The organism is Chryseobacterium populi, from assembly GCF_000282115.1.
Lineage (GTDB): Bacteria > Bacteroidota > Bacteroidia > Flavobacteriales > Weeksellaceae > Chryseobacterium > Chryseobacterium populi.
In genome coordinates this window covers 173,406-194,262 of sequence record NZ_AKJY01000014.1, presented here as the reverse complement: position 1 = coordinate 194,262, position 20,857 = coordinate 173,406, and the positions used below count along the sequence as shown (strand labels likewise).

Genomic DNA, 20,857 nt, shown 5'->3' with positions numbered 1-20,857 from the left:
AATTTTGTTCTGTCAATTAAACAATAAAAACTTTAAGAACAAGAAATGAACAGAACAACAAAAATCACGTACTATGTTACAACAGGAATTATCTCCGCAATGATGGTTTTCATTGCTATTGAAACGCTTACCAAACCTGAGGTTAAAGTGTCGATGGAGCATTTAGGATTTCCGGATTATTTTAGAATTGAATTGGGAATTGCTAAACTAATAGGGGCTATTTTAATATGGCTACCAGTCCGTCTATTGAGAGAGGCAGCATACATTGGCTTCGCAATAATGTTTGCTTCGGCTTCATTAGCGCATTTTGCAGTAAATGATCCTCCAAACAAAGTTATTACTGGAATTATTTTTCTTTCAATTTTAGTAGTGTCTTATGTTACAAACTCCAAGTTCAGACAGCAAAAAGTAAATCAATAAATGTAAACCATTAAAGAAAATTGTATGATTTTAATAACAGGTGCTACTGGTCAGTTTGGTTCAAAAGCGGTTGACCATGTGCTAAAAATGGGAATTGATCCTAATGAGATTTCAGTTTTAGTTAGAGATGTCGCTAAAGCAGACCATTTAAAAGGGCAAGGTGTCCATATAAAGGAAGGCAATTATGAAGATAATAGTTCGATGGTAAAAGCCTTTAATGGTGTAGACAAACTGCTATTGGTTTCCAGTAATGATAGAGCCGCTGTTGAATACCGTACTAATCATCATAAAAATGCTATTCAGGCAGCTAAAGAGGCGGGTGTAAAGCATATTGTGTATACATCTTTTGTGAGGAAACCAGGATTTGAAGATACATCCATTGCAGATTTTCAAAATTCACACCTTGCATCAGAGCAGTATCTCAAGCAGAGCGGTGTCGACTATACCATACTCCAAAATAGCATTTATGCCGAAATGATCCCAGCTTTTATTGGGGGCGATTTTATGGAAACTGGGACTATCCTGTTTCCTGCTGGAGAAGGCAAGGCCAGCTGGGTACTCCGTGAAGAGCTGGCAGAAGCTGCCGCCCACGTCCTATTAACAACGGGTCATGAGAACAGGACCTATACACTGACCAATAACAATTCTGTGGGTTTTAAAGACATAGCAACAGCGCTTTCTGAAGTATTGGGTAAAGAAATCAATTACACACCAATTGACATGAATGAATATAAAACTGCTTTAAGCAAAGCCGGTGTACCTGAACTGTATATTGGAATGCTCGTAATGTGGGGGGCCGCCCTGGCGCAACATACCATGGACAAAGAAGATAATACATTATCCAAATTTTTGGGTAGAGCTCCAACCGCAATAAGTCAGTTTTTGAAGAAAATTTATAGTTAGTTGCCTAAAGACTTTCTTTTTGCAGCTCTGTGGAGGCTCTTTTTCCTGTACTCTCTTAATTAAGGAGGAGGAGGCTGTATTGCTCTTCAAGTGTGAGCAGATCAAAGAGATTTTGACGTTTTCAGCTTTACTAGATCATTACAAAAATGATGTTGTAATAGTTATCCTTATAATCAGGAACTAAACAAAATAAATAAATCCTTACAGATAGAAGTTTAATAGAACAAAAACAGCGGTGTTATTTTTCGACCGCCGTTTTTTGTTTCCAGGATTTTATAGTCAAAGTTTAACGTGATGACAAGAAATATTACTTATTTCGGCTCTCTCTTATTGGAGGAACCAGCGGCTTTGACTTTATTAATGAAGGTCATAGCTAATTTATCCCCAGGCTTGATGCTGCTGGTTTATCCTTGTACTGACAATGGCCTTTCACTTATTGTGTCATAAGATCTGAATTGTTTACCATTATGTCTTAAAACAATCAGTTAAAAGATCGCCTAAACTATGCCCGGCTTAAATTGGTTTTAATTTTAAATAATCTGCTGAACGACTATGGATGTTCAAATCCAGGCAATCTCGGAAACAGAAAGTTTGCTCGTTGACAATATTTCCTTTGTATATTCAATGAGTTTGTCGTGGATGCGCTGCTGCGTGTTCAATCCTGTTAATGAGCGGAGCACATCGCTTAAATAGCTTGCCGAAACATCAATTTGTTCTGCAAAATATTGCACAAATGGAAATCTCTTTTGTAGGCCGTCATTTCCATTAAAGTAGCGGGTTAGATTACCCTGCAACAGGCAAAATCTGTTTATAAAATAACAGAAATAAAGCAGATTGTCTTTGCACCTTAAAATCTTTAATGGCAAATATTAAGCAGCCAATAAAATAACTAATATGAAAATTAAGCACTCCAACAGGATAGAGATTTTTGATACAGTGGCCATTGTTAAACTGAAAAAGGAATTATTATCCAGGTATAGATTATACCTGAAGTCGGGGAAAAATTTTGATCAGTGGAGTGAAACTGATGATGGTTTTAAATATCTGCTGTTCGACTTACTGGAATTACAAGATGGAGAGGTTTATATTCATATAGATGGCAAAGCAACCCACTGGGAATGCGATGATAATACAGATGGGTTCATGATTTATCCGAATATTCGGGAAATTGTTTTAAATGGAAATAATCTTACGATAAGCTTTACCAATGGAGAGCACCAAAATTTTAAATTCTCAAAAAAATATGAGCACTATGAAAAACTAAACTAATCTTTTATGCCTCACATTTAACCCTATACTATTGAAAAGTGCGTTTCCACGTACATTCGCAATTCGCGAGCTATTGGTATAAAAGAATATCGAAATCGATACTTTAAACCTATAGTATAAATTATTTATGAATATGTTATATGGTTATTATCAACAATTAATGAATCTATTTTATCATGTGCAAGATAACTAACATATACAAAGGATTATCTGTTATCTTTAAGAAGATTGATTGTAACCTTATTGTGAGCCCGTTCGTTCTTCAAAAGAACAGAGATAAATCCACATAAAACTTATTTCCTATGAAAATAGTGCAATTAAATTTCTTAGCCTTATTCATTTTAATTGGTTTAACGAATTGCAAAAAAGATAAACCAGATTGTGGTTGTAATTCTCCAACTGTCAAAACATTTACGAACTCCGGTGGCCTGCTTAATTTTGATTCTACTCAGCATCGGTATGTGATATATACTCCTTATCCCGGTGGCGTCCAGAAGAACTACATATGTGATTCTACGGTCGGAAAACTATATACAATATACACCGGCGGTGTTCTATCTGTACCTGTAAAATTTTCGGGGGAGCAAGCTAAATTTTGTACAGTAGATACAGTAGGATATATTGATTTCCCAACATATATACGACTTAGCTCTATTTCACAATAAAACAATACTATATGAGGTCATTTTTACTCGTAGCGGTCCTTGTCTTGGTCGCCTGGACTACCAATGCCCAAAAACGATATGCCTACTTACCTGAGGGCAAAACAGAATTCGAAACTTCCACTGAGAAGATTGTAATCCGCTATAAAAGCTCGGTTGCAGCGAACCAGCGATTACTAAAATTTGTAGATGATTCCTCCTTCAATCAAGTTCGGACCGGAATATGGAATATCGTCACACTACAAAAAACACTGAGAAACAGAGATTCATTAGCAGCGGTATTGAATAATCTTAAGCAAGATTCATCCCTCTTAAATGTTGCACCCTGCCTGATTTATAAGGGTAAAATCTTTCAAGGCATGACTGATCAGGTGCTGGTACGCTTAAAAAAAGGTATGGAAATAAAAAACCTGTCCGATACATTCAAGCGGTTGGACATCCAGACGGTTAAGAAAGATGAATATATTGAAAGGGAATTTGTACTTACAATAAATCCAAGAAATAAGTATGACGCCCTTGATGTAGCAAACCAATTATATGAAACTGGGGCATTTGAATTTTGTGAACCCAACTTTCTGGTCCTAAATGCAATCAATACCGTAGACCCCTACTATAGTAAACAATGGAATCTTCAAAATACCGGCCAAATACCTGGCAGTACAGCAGGCGCAGATATTAAAGCCTCACAAACCTGGTGTATCACAAAGGGTGAAAATATAATCGTTGCCGTTTTAGACGAAGGAGTTGATCTAACTCAGCCAGACCTTCAAGGTCGACTGGTCACTGGATTCGATGAAACTGGGCAAGGTAGCAATGGGGCTCCCTCCGGTAATGACGCGCATGGTACTGCATGCGCTGGTATTATAGCCGCTAACGCAGATAACAACATTGGCGTCACGGGAATTGCTCCCAATGCTAAAATAATGCCAGTTAGAATTGGTTATGACGGAATGGTAGATATTTCTGCCGCCTCAGCAGGTTTCACTCATGCCGCTGCAAGTGGTGCAGAAATAATCAGTTGCTCCTGGCAACTAGGAAGCTCCTCACAATACTTACAGAATGCTATCAATAATGCCCTTAATACGGGAAGAAATACTAAGGGATGTATTGTTTTATTTGCTGCCGGAAATGATAACAATGGTTCCATTAATTATCCAGCTAGCTTAGCGGGAGTGATTGCTGTCGGAGGCTCAAATATGTGTGATCAGCGCCTCTCTGTTTATGAGTCAACACCCCCCAATAGTTGTAACTACGACAACCGTGCAGACCTAGACCCTATTTCTTGGGGGAGCAATTATGGCACCGAGCTTTCTGTGGTAGCTCCATGTATAAATATCCCTACTACTGATATTAAAGGTAATGCAGGATTCAGTGCCATATCTGTACTTGCCGGATGGAAAACTCCAAATGTTGATTATTTGCTAAATTTTGATGGAACCTCCGCTGCTGCTCCTCATGCCGCTGGGGTAATGGCATTAATACTTTCGATAAATCCCGGTTTGCATTATACAGCAGCAAGAACAATTTTAGAGTCGAGTTGTGATAAAGTTGGGGGCTATAGTTATTCTACCTGGTTGGCGAATGGTTCGTGGAATAATGAAATGGGATATGGTAGAATTAATGCTTTACAAGCAGTAAATAACGCATTGGGGAGCATCAAAATAGCTGGAGCAGATTATTTTTGTACTGGATCATCTGTCTTTAGTGTTCCTAATCTAACGAATCAAACAGTTACTTGGTCCGTGGCAGGATCGTCCGCTTCCTTAAGCTGCACCAATTGCAATCAGACAACTTTAACAAAAACTGGTACGGCACCGGTAACCCTCACAGCTACAATTTCCAAAGCCTGTAAATCCACAGCTGTCTCAAAGTTAATATATGTAGGTTCTGCGCCTGTAAATTTAACCAGCGCACAAGGTGGCTGTAACAATGGGTTTCAAACGTGGACGCTGACGGCAGGTCCTTCAGCTAATGCAACTAATTGGAGCTGGAGTGTGGATTATCTTTCACCAGGAAGTTCCATCAATCTATCCAGTTCGATTGGTCCTGCGACCTATGCAGAAGTCAAAGGTGGTGGTACGGTGAAAGTAACTTATACAGATGTCTGCGGTACCACCGGCAGCAATGGCATGACGGTATACAGTATCTGCCCCACAGGATTAAGCGGAAATAGTTTTACGGTTTTCCCTAACCCAGCTGCTTCAAATGTTACTATTACACCAATTTCTGGCATTGCTCCAAAAGAAGCCAGTTCCAACTTCAAAAAATCAGGCGGGATTGGGAAAACAGTGCAGGGAAAAATCCATAGCATTAAGGTTATTGACATGACTGGCAAGATTAAAAAAGTCTTCCAGTACCCGACCGGAGGTATTGACAAAGCTAATATTGATGTAAATGGATTGCTCCCTGGTGTTTATCTGTTAGAAATTTTTGATGGCAAAAATGTTCGGCAGCAAAAACTTTCCATTCAAAGGTAGCTGTTTTGCAAAACAACTTATCAAAAATTTCCAGACGCATTAAATAGACATTTGTGGTGGTCCAACGTCTATCAAAGTAAGCTGAGAGGTAAAGAAAGCAGCCGGGTGTTTTCCTGGCTGTTTCTTTTTTGTGCCAGGCTCTTGTCATAGCTCTAGGGTTGGCGCTTTGCAATAGATCATGAGCTGTAATAGTCACTACTCGACCTGACATTTGTCACAATTAAGTTAGAAGATGATCTTACACATGATTGATAAATATAAATTGATTAATTTCAAAAACGCCCACTAATCCAAGTTTCATTAATTTGATTTAAACCAATCTTTTAGATCTCAGAATTCATTCAATTTATGCACCAGAAGGAATTTACCCTCGAACAAAAGAAAGTGATTGAACAGCTTCGTGAGGCATCGGCAAAGTGCCAAGAGATGAAGGTTATGGTAGCGGAGTTTATAGACTATAGTGCTTTTGAAACAGTAGATAGCACCGGGAAACCCTTTATTAGTATGTTTTAATTACGTAGCATGGTGAATCCATTTTTGTGTAAGTTGAAATTTTAATGGTTTTTTCAAGAGTTATCCCTATCCGTTAGTATTCTATGAATCGACTTTTGAAAATCAAGATCCTGAAGCAATTATTCTAATATATCATTTTTCCAATTATTTCAATATCCCCGTTTCGAATTCCATTTCTTGTCAAACTCGTCGGCGATAATATTAAGGTCGCTAATTCTAATTCGTACAAAATAATCTCCCAAATTATCCCTGGTTTCCAAACAATAAAATGTTGTTGCTTTTTTCTTTTCCACCTTTTGTAAAATTTGATACTTATTATTGTTAAACTTTCTTACTTCATCTGTGGTAATATCTTTATAATCTTTGTTGGTTGACAATAAGTTTTGGTATTCAGGCTCACTCAGGTACATGGCGAAATCTACTCGTCTAAACCGGTTTTGATTGTCAGTATAAAACGAAACAACCTCTTTAACTTTTAAATTTTGAAAGCTATACAAGCCATCAGTATTTTTGTGCTTAACTCTGTAAATAAACGCCACCGGATCATTTGAAATTTTATTTTGAAGTGTATCGAAGCGGGAATTTGTATCGGGTATCACAATTAAATCAAATTTATTTATTTTAGAAAACAAGGTGTCCAGGTTTTCCTGAAATGTAACTTTATTCAAATCAAAACTTACAAATTGTTTTCCGATGTAATTGGGATTTTCCTGCGCAGTACAACTGATAAACAAAAATGTAACGGCAAAATTAAAAAGAAGTTTATATCGCTTGTTCATTATTTGGTTTTAATTTTTTTTGGGCAGGCCGTCAGCAGCAAGGCATTTTCTTACCCATTCATTTTACTCTTGCTTATAAGCCATATCTAAATTAAGACAATGTTCTTCCCTATGTATAGAAATTTTAAACTTTCCTCATCACTAGCCCCAATCTAAAATAGAAAAATTTGCTCAAAAGTTTCACATACAATAATTTCATAATAAAAAAAGGAACTTCCTTGTTCAAGAAATTCCCTTTATGTTTTCTAATTTTAAAATACGTTAGGAAAGACAAATTCTTAATCTGTTAACGGATAGTTTGCAGTGAGAATTTCCATCTTCCTCTTTCCTTTTGCTCCCACACCCGAACAAACTGCTAGTGGAAAATCTATCATTTTGTTATACCACCCATTTCTTTTTGTATAACAGGTAAGCAATTCACTCGAATAACTGCTGAGTAAAAATTTTCCTTCAATGAGTTCCAGCGTTTTTAATAATTCCTCAAATTCGTATATCGTATACCCTTTGTAGTGCCCACAACTTGCATTAAAATACGGCGGATCACAGTAATGGAATGCCTGGGGGTTATCTCTGCTTCTGATTACTTTGAGTGCATCTGTGCATTCTATCTGTACCTTTTCAAGCCTAAGCGCATAATCAAACGTAAATGAATTTCTTTTGTTGGCAATAACACCCGTGATCTTTTTCACTCTTTTCTCATACCCCCAACCACTCCCTAATTTGTAAGCAAATGACTGGCTGGCAAGGACCCAAACTGCCCAGGCCCGCTGAACTTTGTTAAACAAATGGGGGTTGCTATAAATAATTAACGCATCATTATAAATAGATCGGCTGTGAAGGCTTTTACGGATGTACTTTTCAAGCTCAATAAATTCATTTTGTACCATCTCATAAAAATTAATGAGTTCACAGTTGACATCATTAATCACTTCTACAGCAGAAGGTTCTTTGGACCAAAAGAGTGCTCCACCACCGATAAAAGGCTCATTATAGGTTAGATGTTCGGGTACTAATGGGTGAATCACGGATAACAGTTGTCCTTTCCCCCCGTATAAAGTAATTGGTGTTTTCATAATTTTTCACAAGCTCATCTATTCATCCTTCAATAAAACCCGGTCTTAACCGTGGCAACATTCATCGTTTCTTACTTTTTCCATTCTCAAATTCAAAAGAAGATTCAGCCTTTTCGTTGAGAACAATATAGGCATCAAATATTTTTCCTGACTTACTTTTCATACCTCTCAACAGGCTTGTTTTACCTCCGACAATAAGGGTCTCCAAATCTGAAAAGCCTAAATTTATCCCGCATATGTTGCGGAATTGTATCCATGCACACTCTTCACAAGGACATTTTACAAAGCGGTCCTCAATGATCAGCTGATGCGCTTTACATTTGGGACAGGTAAGATCTTTATGTTCTACATTCTGCCTTGGTAGAGCAAGCAGTTCGCTGGTGATTAAAGACGCAAATTCTTCCATTTCCTTATGAAAATTAATGCTACTCTTATCACTATTCTCAATCTCGTGTAAGGCCAGTTCCCAATTAGCAGTCATCTCTACCTCGGCAATCTTCATATCTTTGATAAGCTCATAAACTTTTTGACCTTTTTCGGTAGGGATCAGAGATTTCTTTTCTCTTACGATATAATTTCTACTAAAAAGAGTTTCAATAATAGAAGCCCTGGTAGCAGGAGTACCGATGCCAATGTTTTGCAATATCCGTCGCTTTTCTTCATTTTCGATCTTCTTTCCAGCGGTCTCCATTGCAGACAAAAGACCGGCTTCTGTATAAAGAACCGGTGGTGATGTTTTCTTTTGCAATACTTCAGCACTCTTAATTTTTATTTCTTGACCTTTCTGAAGCTGTGGAAGTTCTTGTGTCAATTCATTATCTTCCTCCGAATAATAGCCTCTGATAGCACGCCAACCAGGTTCGATAACTTTACTACCTTTCAGTACAAAGTCATAATGCAGTACCTCCGCCGTAATATCCGTCAGCTCCTTTTGGCAAGCCTGGGAAAGAGCTTCAAGTAACCTACAGGCAATCATATCATAGATAGCATTTTCCTTAGCGGTCAAAACTGATGGAAATTTACCTGTGATAAGCAGTCCATGATGGTCTGTTACCTTCATGTCATTCACAATGCGTTTGTTAAAGCTACCCCATTTCATTTTGCTTGCAGCTTCTTTGAGCGACTCCCGGTCATTTATAGACCTGACAAGATCAGGGATCTCACTCCACAAATCCTCCGGAATATACCTGCTTCCTGTTCTCGGATAAGTAATAAGTTTCTTTTCGTAAAGCCTTTGCGCTGTATCAAGAGTTTCTTCCGCAGACAGAGACAGTTTGCGGTTGGCTTCTTTCTGAAGCCCCGTAAGGTCGAATAACAATGGTGGCTGCTCTGTAATAGGCTTCTTTTCTATAGAAGATATTATAGCTTTTCCCTCGTGTATAACTGCTCGATGAACATCTTCTGCCTGCCGTCTATTTTCCCACTTAATAACAGACAAGCTTTTAAAATCCATGAAATCCTGACGGTGTTCCAATCTGATTTGCCAGTATGGCTCTATTTTAAAATTTTTATGATCCTGGTATCTTTTACAGATCAATGCCAGTACAGGGGTCTGCACCCTACCGAGAGAATAAATACCATTACCTACGGCAACAGAGAGAGCCTGTGAGCTATTAATCCCAACCAACCAGTCTGCCCGGCTTCTAGTTTCGGCGGCCTCATACAATCTATCAAAATCGCTTCCCGGTTTTAGATTTTCAAATCCTTTTCTTATTGCTTTTTCTGTCAGGGAACTGATCCATAACCGCTCAAAAGGCTTTTTACATTTTAAAAATTGATAAATATAACGGAAGATCAGCTCTCCTTCCCTTCCCGCATCGGTTGCCACAATGATACTATCACTCCGGCTGAATACTTTTTCAATAATTTTCAGCTGTCTTTCAGCTCCCGGATCTACGTCATACCCCTTGTTCTTTTTTATTTTCCGTACTGTCAATTTAAAAGGATCGGGAAGGATCGGGAGCACCTCTCTTTTAAAGCCCAAAAGTCCATAATCTTCAGGCATTCCCAATCCCACCAAATGTCCCAAAGCCCACGTTACCAGGTAACCATTACCTTCAAAATATCCCTCATGCCTCTCAGAAGCACCTAAGAGGGCTGCAATTTCTCTTCCTACACTGGGCTTTTCTGCAATTACTGCCTTCATAACTCTCTCTTTTTTTACATTGTCAAAGGGAATACCTTGCGGCATTCCCATTTTTATTTCCTTTTCCGTCATCTTTTCCTGCCTCGCCCTTTACCTGGAGTATTATCTTCTTCTTGGTGTTCTTTCTGTTTATTATTGTCCGGCTCATTTTGGCCCGATTTCAGAGGTTCCGTTATTTTTTTTGTCGACTCATTGGTTTTACCGTCTGAATTAACAGCAAACTGTGTTTTATTTGCATCAGCAGATTTTATCTGTTCTTTGATTCTTTCCGGATTATTGAAATTGAACCCTGTTTCCCCAGTCTCTTTATTATACGTGATATACCCGTGGTAAGGCTTTCCTTTTTTATTGGTAAGGCCATCTACATAGATAGTTTGCCCCTCTTTAAATTTTTCGTATTGTTCCTTATCAAGCTCTTTTTCTCTGAAAAATCGTGGGGCTTCCTTTGTCTGGCTTCGATCTCCGGCTTGTGCCTGTTGGTTGGATTTGGTCCTATCAAATAAAAACTCTATATATCGTTTGTCAGCATTAAATTGTACCGGAGCATCAAATGGTTCTCCTTTTTTAGATAGCATCCCTTTAAGGTAAAGGGGTTTCCCTTCCATTAAAATTTGCTTCTGCTCGTCATTCAGTTTTATCCCCTTGATCTCATCTGGAATCTTGATCCACTCGGCGCGAAAAGCTACCAGCTCATTCGTTAACCGGTCGACACTGATAACCGATGGAATAACTTCTTTTGTTTTAGGGTTGGCCAGGTCAACAATGCGTCCCATATTTCCTGTCTTCAAAAGGTTCTCTTTATCTTCAGGTGTAAACTCGTGTCCTAAAAAGGGATAACTTAAGTTAGCTTCTTTTCGGATACCATGAATAGCCGCTACCACTTTTCCCTCTGCATTCTCCTGTAGGGAGAGCCTTGCATCCAAACGGATAATAGCAGTACCCAGGTTTAAGCTTATAGGCACTAATTCATTTATTTTATATCCTTTTAATAAGGGATCAAGTAGATTTAGATTTTCTAATTTTTCTCTACCTAGCCCGAGGTTAGCCATTGTTTCCCAGTCTATCTGTTCCGGTTGATAGCGATAAGTACCGGTTTCAGGCTCAATGGGTTTTGTGTCTGTAGTTGATGCTGTTTCCATTGCATTTTGATTTTTTTGTTGTTTGTTAGTAATTGCATGAGTACTAAAAATTTTCTTTCCTTGCTCAGTCGGATTATCAATTTGTTGCTGCATTTTTGCCGCAGTATCTATAGCGATCGGGGCAGGCACCTTAAAAAACGAGAACCGTGTAGGATCTTTCAGTTGCCGGATGAAGTTTGAAAAGAAATTTGTAAGCAGATCACCATTTAGATCCACACGCATAAACTGGCTTTGATTCTTCTTTGTAGGGTCTACGGTTTTAAGTTCTCCGTTTTCACTGATGCTTTTTACAGCCTGGATTTTCTTCTCATCTTTATCCAGTACCAGCAGGATTTCTGAGAGTTGCTCCTGGGTAGATGCTCCTTCTTGTTTAGGGTTTTCTTCATTCATATCCTTTTTGTACCGAATGTAACAGGATAAGAGGAAGAATCTATAACGTTGTCCTCGATGGGAACTTTTTGTCTGTCAGTGGCTTCCGAAGCATACACTTATCACTTCTTCGGATTATTATAGCTCTCCCGGATAAGTTGCTGGACATCCGATAACTTATAATAGAGTTTACCACGGATACTATAGTATGGAAGTTTACCACTGGACCGATAGCGTTGAAGAGAGCGGGAGCTTATTTTGAGCAATTGTAGCACGTCCTGATTATCTAACAATTCATCCCCATCGACAACGTTATAGTGATTTTCAGATGCTTTCATTCTTTCTCCCAAAATATCCAGCCTGTCCATTATGCGCTTCATCCAGTTTACAAATTCTATTCTGTCCATACTTTCTATATTCATGGTCGTGAGTTTATAGGTTATTGTAACAAAGCTCAATAACTATTACTCCATTTCCTACCCATTGACTTTCGAGAAACTATGAAGGCAAAAAAAAAGTCCAGGGAGGGCAGGGAATCTAAGAAGCTAAAAGGTTTAGAGGTGTATATTGCCAGAATAACAACAGACAAATGCCAATGGGTGGACATGGGTAAATATCTATCATCATAAAATATCGATTTTGATAAAGTGACACAGGTTATGGATTCTGCGCCATATAAGATTCAAGACTTGATTTCAGCCGGTCCAGGTAAGGACTTTCATTACGACGGTACTTCATGCGGTGGAATGCATGATGTACATCTCCTAACTGAATATCAAATAAAATCTGAAACAACGAGGTAATCTGGCGGATACCCAATTTACCATAACCTATGGATTCGGATACATGGAGAGCGTAAATAAGCTCTATTAAGGCATTCTTGGATTCCGTCCATAGCATCTTCTCTTTGCCGAAACTTCGCAAATCTGGCATTTCAGACCGCTCCCGGAAACCCTCAATGCGAAAATGAAGATATTCGTAAAGAAGATCACGCTCAATAATTCGGGCTACTTCGTAATCATAATACGTCGAAAAACGTATATCTGTCTCAAAGACCCGGCTTCGTAAGCCTTCATGTAGGTCAATCTGCCCTCTCACAAAATAGCTCCGGTCTTTATCTGATCGACCGGATCGATAATATCGGTAAAAATCAGAAACCGATATATTCTTTGTATAATAGCTTTCTAATTTTGAAAGTCGACTTTTAAAATATTTCTTTCCGACATTTCCCATTTCAATAGGCCGCCCCGTCTCAATACGGAACAGCTTATTGTAATACAGAAGTTTCCCGGTAACCATTGGCTTTAGCGTTCGGAAAAATTCAATCTCATCCTCTGGATCTTCGAAACCATACTTGATAACATGCTCCTTTAATTTTTGAAGCAATTCATTCAAAAGCAGGGTCATTCTGCGAGATTCGACCACCACCTGCTCGGGTGTGAGGGAAATTTTATCTTCTTCTTTTTTGATTCTAAGATATATGTTTCTAAAAAAAGTTTTCATCGCGGATAGTTTACTGGGTTAGACAAACGATTGGGGTCATTTTTCCAATCGTGAACTTGAACATCAATAATACATATCAAATTATTGTTATTTTATGGCTTTTGAGGGTTATGCATATAGCTCCACTATCTTGCTGTGGCATAAGCTAATGTCAGATCAATAACTTGTTTTACAAATAGTGACTCGATATTCGCTAATAGTAAATCAATATTTGCCGGGTTTCCAAAAAACATCGGTTGCCACAGTGGCATTGTCACAGCTTTTAATAACCTTGATCTGCCTCAAAGCTCCAGCATCTGGTATGGATGCCTTATTATTTTTTATGTTCCTTCGGGTCAGCACAAAAGGATCAGGCAGGTTTCGCTTCAAATCTCCTTCTTCTGGGTAATTTATATGGCACCAGTCAATTTCTGTCTATGTCCCATTAATTCTCTTTAAAAATATCTTATGGTAAGCATCATCAAGAGTAGATCTATTGTTTTCCACAATGAAAAAAGGAACTCACTGAGCCATCAGAGAAAGCTTTCTTTGGATTCGGATTTCGAAAGGTTTACATAGGCTAACAGAAGGTCCATACCCAAATTCACTGCTATGCAATGGTTAGTTAAAAATATTGATAATAGCAGTGACATGATCCCCTATGAAGTAGATATAGAAATAGTATTTTCCCCTGCATAAATTTTGAAGTGCATTTTCGGGTTTTTCTGCGAGAATTTTGTTTACACTCACATGAAAATGACCAGCATGGTAAGGCATGAATAATTTTGATGTTGATGTCATGGTAAATGTTTGGTGCAAATAAACAATACCTCGAAAGGTCAACCCACTCAAAACATGTTTTGAGCGAACTTTTAATCCCCTTGTTGTATTGACTGCATAAAAGATTTAGGAGAATAGCCTGTATATTGTCTAAAGATCCGGTAAAAACTAGCTTCCGAATTAAACCCGCAATCAAAAGCAATACCAGTAAGATTGAGATGCTTGTACCGGGGATCATCGAGTCTCTTTTTTACCTCTTCTACCCGGTAACTGTTCACCCAGGTGCGAAAATTTTTACCAAATCCGGCATTGATAGCCGCAGAAACCTGCCCAGCCGGGAAACCAATTATTTTTGATATTTCCTTTAAGCTTAGTTCCGGTTCCATAAAGAGTTGCTGCTTTTCCATGATCTCCATTAGTGCAGATTGAATCAGCGAAAAATCCTCGTCGAAACCGGATATTTCTTCAGCGGCATCAGAGTAATCAATGACCGCTATATGGTTCGAAGAAGTTCCTCCAGATAGTGGTAACACCTGTACATCAGAAATCAATAGCATCTGATACCCCCGAAAGGTGAGAAAGTATATAAGAATAGTAAGATAGCTATAAAAAACTTTGACATAAGCAAAAGAGTCAGCAAGCCCCAGTAAAGTTACTGGCACTGAAGATAAAAACAATACGGCGCCCAATATACCTGTACCAATAAGAAGGTTTCTGAGCCAGGTCAGTTCGGAATATTGGGTGGAAGATTGGCTCATAAACAGCCATTCACGATAACTGGCTGTTTTTTTGAAACTCAGATACCAATAAATTGCTGCAGAAAAAAGCGCCGCAATATCTTCAATCAATTTAACGGTATTATAGAACAAGTACCGCTCTGCAATGACATACTTTATATGAAAATCAATCTCCATAACAGTCATTACATATACTACAATAGCATGGAACTGGAATAAAACCACGGGCAAAAAATACCATAGTTTCCTTTCGTTAAATGCAAAATTCTTTTCAGTCAATGAACAGGTGTATAAATAAATCAGAGGTTGAATCAGTGTATCTATTGCCAACGGAAAATATTGCAATGCAGGATGTTCTTTGAAACCAATAATAGGTATTATGATTTTGAAATTTAACAATGACAGGGCAATTAATATAGCAGACAATAATTTCTTATCAGGAGAGTTGGAAGGATAAGTTCCAACAATACCCGCCCCCACTGCTCCCTGGATGGCCCCCACAATAATGACTATATCAAAAACGCCAATTTCGCTAATCATTATCTATATGACTCTTTAAATTATTTCTTTAGCGAAGAACACACTGGGCTCGGAATATATAATCTAAGCCATATTTCAAAAATACTAATAAATTAACTGACAATCAATACTACACTCTTAATTATATAACATACTATTCCTAAAAACAGTGACAGTATTTATTTCCCTGTACGCCAATCATACAAAGAATAATACGCCCGAGATGCATTGGCATGAGAAATAATAAAAAAATTCCACATGGAAGCCTAAGGTAAAAAACAATCTTCGTAAAAAACTAATGGTTTTGTACAGTTCTATAGTAGCCTAGATTTAATCCAGCGTCAAGCACGTCCTTTCCCGGACAAAGAAGGACAAATACAATTTCGTTCCTTTCTTACTTCTACTTTTATTTCATTAAATACAAAAAGAAATGGAACAAATTACAAAAGACGATTTACGACAATTTAGAATGCAATTGCTAAATGATATTGGAGTGCTATTAGATCAACATTCAGCTAAAGGTGGGCAGAATAATCAACTGGAAAAAGAAGCCGAATGGCTGAGAAGCAAATCGATCCGTGCCCTTTTAAACATTTCACCAGCATCGGTACAAAATCTGAGGATTTCGGGAAAAGTCCGTTACAGAAAAGTAATGGGATCATACTACTACAACAGAACTGATATAATGAAACTTTTTGGCGATGACAAGAAATAATGAAAACCTTTGGCTCAATTTTTTGAAGGAGGTTTCTTCCGATCATAGATTGAATGTGTGGCATCTGGCACTGCTCGCGGGGTTAGCACAAATTGCGTACATCCAGAACGAAACCAAAGTAATACACGTAAGCAGGAGTAGGCTGATGGCGGTATCACATATTAATAACCTCATGACTTATCATAAATATTTTAAGCAGATACAGGATATGGGTTATGTAAAATATACACCTTCCTATCATCCCGGTTACCGCAGCACGGTTGAATTTCTAACACTTACATTTTTATAGCAAAAAAAGGTGGCTTTGATATCCGATCAAAGCCACCTTTCATTTCAATTCAGTTACTTACAATCATCCACCCATTTGCTCTTTCAATTCATTGATTGATTCTTGCAGTTTAGCGATTTTAGATAAAACGCCATCTGGACCTACATATAGCTTTTTGCTTTTCAATTCGTTCAAGTCATTCTCAAGATTCTGCAATTGTCTTTCGATACTCTCAGGGTTTTCCGTTTTGGTATCACCAGTCAACTTTTGACGTAATTCTTTCATTTCCTTACTCACAGTTTCCAACTCTGTAATCGCGTATTCCTCAGTTTGTTTTATAGAGTGGTGTCCCAACATTTCTTTTACTACGTTAATGGAAACTCCATTACTTAAGGTTACAGTACTGGCAAACGTACGTCTGGCCTTATGTGTATTAAGAGAGCTGGTGATGCCACACAAGACTCCAATCTCTTTAAGGTACTCGTTCATTTTCTGGTTGGATTTCACGGGCAAAACACTGCCCCTTGAAGCGCAGATAGGGCTATCCTTATATTTATCAATAATTTCCAGTGCTTTAGGTAATAGTGGTACGTCTATATTCGATCCAGATTTTTGAGTTTTTTGCCTACTGCTCATAATCCAGGGCTTACCATCTAAGCCATCTTTTATATCTTCCTTTTTCAATTGGTATACATCAATGTAAGCCAGACCTGTGTAACATTGAAACACAAATATATCTCGTACCACAGAAAGCCGATCGGTTGAGAATTGCTTATTTTCTAAACGATCAAGTTCACCTCGGGATAACGGCTGTTTTTTTTGCTTTGTTTTTTTACCCTTGAACAGCGCAAAGGGGTCTTTAGGAATAATTTCTTTTGCTACCGCACCAAGAACAATTTTTTTGAATTGTGTGATATATTTTAGTGCCGTATTATTTGCACATTTCTTAACGGTCTTTAGGAAGAATTCATAGTCCTTAACAAACTCGTAGTTGAGTTCACGAAATTCAAGATCATCTTTATTAAACTTGTAATGAATAAACTCCCGCACATGAGACAGCGCAATCACAAAACGTTTGTACGTTCCAATCGCATATTCATCGGGAATCAATGCATACATCTCTTCGTTATGCTTTTGAAACTCCTCAATTACTTTATTTTTAGATAAAGTTTCTCCCTTTATAAAACCTATAATATTGGAAGCCGTAATGGTCCGGTCTAAATTGATTAGTTCAGTCTTATAAATATTGATTCTGTTGACTAATGAGTCTAAAAAATAATTAAGGGCTCTCGCATCTTCTTTCGTACCTGTTGCCCTTTCAAAATTCTGATCCCATCTGTGGACATCCCATTTTCGTTTTGTTGATGTTTCTCTTGGAATACCATCAACGGTTACTCTCATATAAACATACCTGTTTCGAATTGATTTCTTTTGTGGACTCTTTAAAAAAAAAGTAAGTCCATAACTTTGTTCTAACATTGTTTTAGATTTTTAATTAATAAATGTCGAACTAAAGTCATCCCGACGCAAGTCGTATAGGCGTTTTACATGTTGAAAATCAGATACTTAAATCAATTCTATGGCATTTTTTTTTAGTTTTTTTTAATTGCCACGAAATTGCCAGAAGATTATGAGCATTATTGTAAAAAATAGCAATCTGCCGTAAAAAGAAAAAGTCTGCAATTTTAAAAAATTGCAGACTTTAAAGCTTTTAAAGCATGTAATAGAGTTAGTCTAATGCTTGTTTGCGATCCGGACGGGACTCGAACCCGCGACCTCCGCCGTGACAGGGCGGCATTCTAACCAACTGAACTACCGGATCAAATTTGTTAAAGAACTCGTTTCTTTTTTGTGTTTGCAAAATTACACCTTTTTTAATTCCCTGCAAATTATTTTCTAAAAAAATGCCTCCCAAAGCTGGAAGGCATTCATTATCAAACTTATTTTTTTATAAGTGAGCGCTTAATTTCTCAGCAATCACTTCTTTTGGAGCTACACCAACTAATTTGTCAACCACTTCCCCATTCTTGAAAATAAGAACAGTAGGGATATTTCTGATTCCATACTGCATAGAAATCTCCTGGTTGTTGTCTACGTCAACTTTTCCTACCAAAGCTTTTCCTTCAAAATCTGAAGCAACCTCTTCGATGATTGGTCCTAATGTTCTACAAGGTCCGCACCATACTGCCCAAAAGTCTACCAATACAGGTTTATCAGATTTTAAAACCGTGTCCTGAAATGAGCTATCCGTAATTTCTAAAGCCATTTTCTATTTTTTTTATTAATTAATATTCTTTTTATTTTCAACCCTTAATTGAATGTTCAAAATTACTACTTTTCAGTAATAAGCCTATCTATGCTCAACATTTGTTTTTTCTATAACGAAATCTGCCGAAATCTCCTTCAACGCATTGACTAAAGCATCAATATCTGCTTTAGCAGTCATGTGGCTGAACGAAATACGTAATGGGGTACAGTGATCCATTTCATCTTCAGATAAAACCATCATCATGACCATAGAAGGTTTTGAAGCTCCCGAAGAGCATGCACTTCCCTGAGAAATGGCAATTCCTTTCATATCAAGCTGCAACCCTATCAAAGGGTTTTTATAGGGTAATAAAGCACTTAACACCGTATAAAGGCTTTCTTTCTCAGCACTTCTTCCATTGAACTTAATCCCAGAAATTTCTGCGGATAATCTTTCGATTGCATAGTCTTTAATTTCCTGTATATGACGGGCATAATCTGCCATATGATCAAGAGAAAGTTCCAATGCTTTCCCCAAACCAACAATCCCGGCCACATTTTCGGTTCCTGCTCTAAGGCTTCTTTCCTGAGGTCCGCCGGTAATAATCCCTTTCAGACCTGTAGACTTTCTGATGAAAGCAAAACCTACTCCTTTCGGACCATGGAATTTATGGGCACTACAGGAAGCGAAATCTACACGGATATCAGAAAAGTCAAGATTCATATGGGCCATGGTCTGCACTGTATCCGAATGGAAAAGAGCATTGTGGGCTTTGCATAATTCTGCAATCTTCTTAATGTCTACAATATTTCCGATTTCATTATTGGCATGCATTAGGCTCACCAAAGTTTTTTTATCTGAAGCTTTTAAAAGCTCTTCAAGTTTATTAAGGTCAATATCCCCTTTTTCATTGGGACGTATATAAACCACTTCCACTCCTTTTCTGGCTTTCATATCCAGGATACTTTCGGAAACACATTTGTGCTCCAGGGGAGAACTGATGATTCTTTCTACTCCAAGATGCTCTACACTGGATTTAATAATCATGTTATTAGATTCTGTTCCGCAAGAAGTAAAAATAATTTCAGCAGGAGTAACGTGAAGATAATCAGCAACCTGTCTTCTTACATTTTCAATAAGAATTTTAGCTTCCTGCCCGAAGCTGTGTGTGGAAGAAGGATTCCCGAAATTCATTTTCATGGTACCTACCATTGCATCAATTACTTCTTCTGAAAGAGGTGTTGTTGCCGCATTATCTAAATATACTTTATCCATTTTATTTTGAATATTTTAATTCTACTGAATTGAACTGATAGTCTGAAGGAGCTGTAAAGATCAGCCATGGCTGTGATATTACCTGTATTTCCATTCCTCCGGATTCCTTCAGGGGAACTTCTACATACAGCACATTGTCTTTTACTGAAAGACTTTTAATTTGAGTGATTGCATGATTTCCGGATCTGAACGTTCCGAGATTATATAAAATTACTTTTTTATTTTCTGGAAATGGAGGATAGTTAACAGGTGGTGTATCTTTACCCAAATCTATCAGTCCGGAGTTTCCTTTGATTATTTTTTGAAGCTCTGCTTCATCTTTTATTATGGTAAATCCGGCTGTCTCTGTTCCTCCCTGAGGTTCAGACGCAAGAATATCACCGCTACTTCCGGCATTTCGGGAGGATTGTGAGGGTGTGGATGTACAACTCATGATGATTGCAAAAAGCAAAACAAACAGCTTATTCATTTTTACATTTTTATCACCCAAAATTAGTGAAAAAATTGGTAATGACCTTCATTTGCCCATTTCAGCATATACTTATCTCCGGAAGTATCCCCAAAAGCTATTATTTTATCGTATTTGGAGTTGGTAATTTCCTTTTTTATCCGTTCCAGTTTCTCTTTTCCGTTACAGTTTTTACCAATGAAATTTCCTGTAAAAATCCCGTTTTTAAACTCTGCCCGTGTGGAAACAAGCTGCATTTGCAGTTCTTCGGCGAAAGGTTTTACCCAGATATCCAGTGAAGCGGTCACCAGCAGGCTCTGTGTATTGTTTCTATCTATATTATTGATAAAGTCTAAAGCATTTTCTCTTACAATTTTCGGGTAATGGTGATCAAAAAACTGTTGCGCCTTTTTTTCTATTTTTTCCTGTGACTGCCCTTTGAGTATAGATCCTATAAAGCTTTTCTTTACTTTTTCAGTTTCAGCCAATTTCAGTTTCAGTAAAATAAAAAGAGGAACATGTTTTAAAAATTGTATCCTGAATTTAATGGGATCGTAAAATTTAAGATACATAAACATGGTATCTTTATAGGTGATTGTACCATCAAAATCAAAACAATACAATTTTTTCATTTT

The 20,857-nt window shown here is 37.7% G+C and carries 18 protein-coding genes and 1 tRNA gene; 6 read left to right on the top strand and 13 right to left on the bottom strand.

Features of this window, described 5'->3' with window-relative positions:
• Window positions 1-45 precede the first annotated feature (45 nt).
• The 4 genes from PMI13_RS05295 (at window position 46) to PMI13_RS05280 (ending at window position 5,731) form a co-directional block, all read left to right on the top strand.
• A complete protein-coding gene (locus PMI13_RS05295; RefSeq protein WP_007841421.1) occupies window positions 46-420 on the top strand; it encodes a DoxX family protein in 375 nt (124 codons plus the stop codon).
• 24 nt (window positions 421-444) lie between these two features.
• Window positions 445-1,323 (top strand): SDR family oxidoreductase, encoded by an 879-nt coding sequence (locus PMI13_RS05290; RefSeq protein ID WP_007841419.1) that lies wholly within the window; start codon window positions 445-447, stop codon window positions 1,321-1,323.
• 894 nt (window positions 1,324-2,217) lie between these two features.
• Window positions 2,218-2,592, top strand: coding sequence for a hypothetical protein (locus PMI13_RS05285; RefSeq protein WP_007841417.1), 375 nt, complete (start codon window positions 2,218-2,220; stop codon window positions 2,590-2,592).
• Between the two features lie 676 nt (window positions 2,593-3,268).
• Window positions 3,269-5,731: a S8 family peptidase gene (locus tag PMI13_RS05280; protein WP_007841412.1), complete on the top strand. Its 2,463-nt coding sequence runs from the start codon at window positions 3,269-3,271 to the stop codon at window positions 5,729-5,731.
• A 662-nt stretch (window positions 5,732-6,393) separates the two neighbouring features.
• Here PMI13_RS05280 and PMI13_RS05275 read toward each other — a convergent pair.
• From PMI13_RS05275 to PMI13_RS05240, 7 genes are all read right to left on the bottom strand, one after another.
• Window positions 6,394-7,023, bottom strand: coding sequence for a hypothetical protein (locus PMI13_RS05275; protein WP_007841409.1), 630 nt, complete (start codon window positions 7,021-7,023; stop codon window positions 6,394-6,396).
• 278 nt (window positions 7,024-7,301) lie between these two features.
• The gene (locus PMI13_RS05270; RefSeq protein ID WP_007841407.1) at window positions 7,302-8,096 is read right to left on the bottom strand and encodes a DNA adenine methylase; all 795 of its coding nucleotides are present in this window, start codon (window positions 8,094-8,096) and stop codon (window positions 7,302-7,304) included.
• A gap of 61 nt (window positions 8,097-8,157) precedes the next feature.
• Window positions 8,158-10,242 (bottom strand): type IA DNA topoisomerase, encoded by a 2,085-nt coding sequence (locus PMI13_RS05265; RefSeq protein ID WP_034669318.1) that lies wholly within the window; start codon window positions 10,240-10,242, stop codon window positions 8,158-8,160.
• A gap of 68 nt (window positions 10,243-10,310) precedes the next feature.
• Entirely contained in the window at window positions 10,311-11,771 is a 1,461-nt protein-coding gene (locus PMI13_RS05260) for a DUF3945 domain-containing protein (RefSeq protein WP_007841403.1), read from the bottom strand.
• A 101-nt stretch (window positions 11,772-11,872) separates the two neighbouring features.
• A complete protein-coding gene (locus PMI13_RS05255; protein ID WP_007841401.1) occupies window positions 11,873-12,172 on the bottom strand; it encodes a helix-turn-helix domain-containing protein in 300 nt (99 codons plus the stop codon).
• A 235-nt stretch (window positions 12,173-12,407) separates the two neighbouring features.
• A complete protein-coding gene (locus PMI13_RS05250; protein ID WP_007841400.1) occupies window positions 12,408-13,253 on the bottom strand; it encodes an RteC domain-containing protein in 846 nt (281 codons plus the stop codon).
• A gap of 851 nt (window positions 13,254-14,104) precedes the next feature.
• Window positions 14,105-15,289 (bottom strand): helix-turn-helix domain-containing protein, encoded by a 1,185-nt coding sequence (locus PMI13_RS05240; protein ID WP_007841396.1) that lies wholly within the window; start codon window positions 15,287-15,289, stop codon window positions 14,105-14,107.
• Window positions 15,290-15,698: 409 nt separating this feature from the next.
• Between PMI13_RS05240 and PMI13_RS05235 the strand changes: the two genes are divergently transcribed.
• Together PMI13_RS05235 and PMI13_RS05230 are read left to right on the top strand one after the other, a co-directional pair.
• A complete protein-coding gene (locus PMI13_RS05235) occupies window positions 15,699-15,983 on the top strand; it encodes a helix-turn-helix domain-containing protein (RefSeq protein WP_007841394.1) in 285 nt (94 codons plus the stop codon).
• Entirely contained in the window at window positions 15,970-16,272 is a 303-nt protein-coding gene (locus tag PMI13_RS05230) for a hypothetical protein (RefSeq protein ID WP_007841392.1), read from the top strand. Before PMI13_RS05235 ends, PMI13_RS05230 begins: the two co-directional genes overlap by 14 nt.
• 63 nt (window positions 16,273-16,335) lie before the next feature.
• Here the strand turns inward: PMI13_RS05230 and PMI13_RS05225 are convergent, their stop codons facing one another.
• From PMI13_RS05225 to PMI13_RS05200, 6 genes are all read right to left on the bottom strand, one after another.
• Window positions 16,336-17,730 (bottom strand): site-specific integrase, encoded by a 1,395-nt coding sequence (locus tag PMI13_RS05225; RefSeq protein ID WP_007841390.1) that lies wholly within the window; start codon window positions 17,728-17,730, stop codon window positions 16,336-16,338.
• A 269-nt stretch (window positions 17,731-17,999) separates the two neighbouring features.
• Window positions 18,000-18,073, bottom strand: a tRNA-Asp gene (locus PMI13_RS05220).
• A 126-nt stretch (window positions 18,074-18,199) separates the two neighbouring features.
• Complete coding sequence (gene trxA / locus PMI13_RS05215; protein WP_007841388.1) at window positions 18,200-18,517, bottom strand: thioredoxin; 318 nt, start codon at window positions 18,515-18,517, stop codon at window positions 18,200-18,202.
• Window positions 18,518-18,601: 84 nt separating this feature from the next.
• Window positions 18,602-19,774: a cysteine desulfurase family protein gene (locus PMI13_RS05210; RefSeq protein ID WP_007841386.1), complete on the bottom strand. Its 1,173-nt coding sequence runs from the start codon at window positions 19,772-19,774 to the stop codon at window positions 18,602-18,604.
• Window position 19,775: 1 nt separating this feature from the next.
• Complete coding sequence (locus tag PMI13_RS05205) at window positions 19,776-20,243, bottom strand: hypothetical protein (RefSeq protein WP_007841385.1); 468 nt, start codon at window positions 20,241-20,243, stop codon at window positions 19,776-19,778.
• 23 nt (window positions 20,244-20,266) lie between these two features.
• Complete coding sequence (locus PMI13_RS05200; RefSeq protein ID WP_007841383.1) at window positions 20,267-20,854, bottom strand: HAD-IB family hydrolase; 588 nt, start codon at window positions 20,852-20,854, stop codon at window positions 20,267-20,269.
• Window positions 20,855-20,857 lie beyond the last annotated feature (3 nt).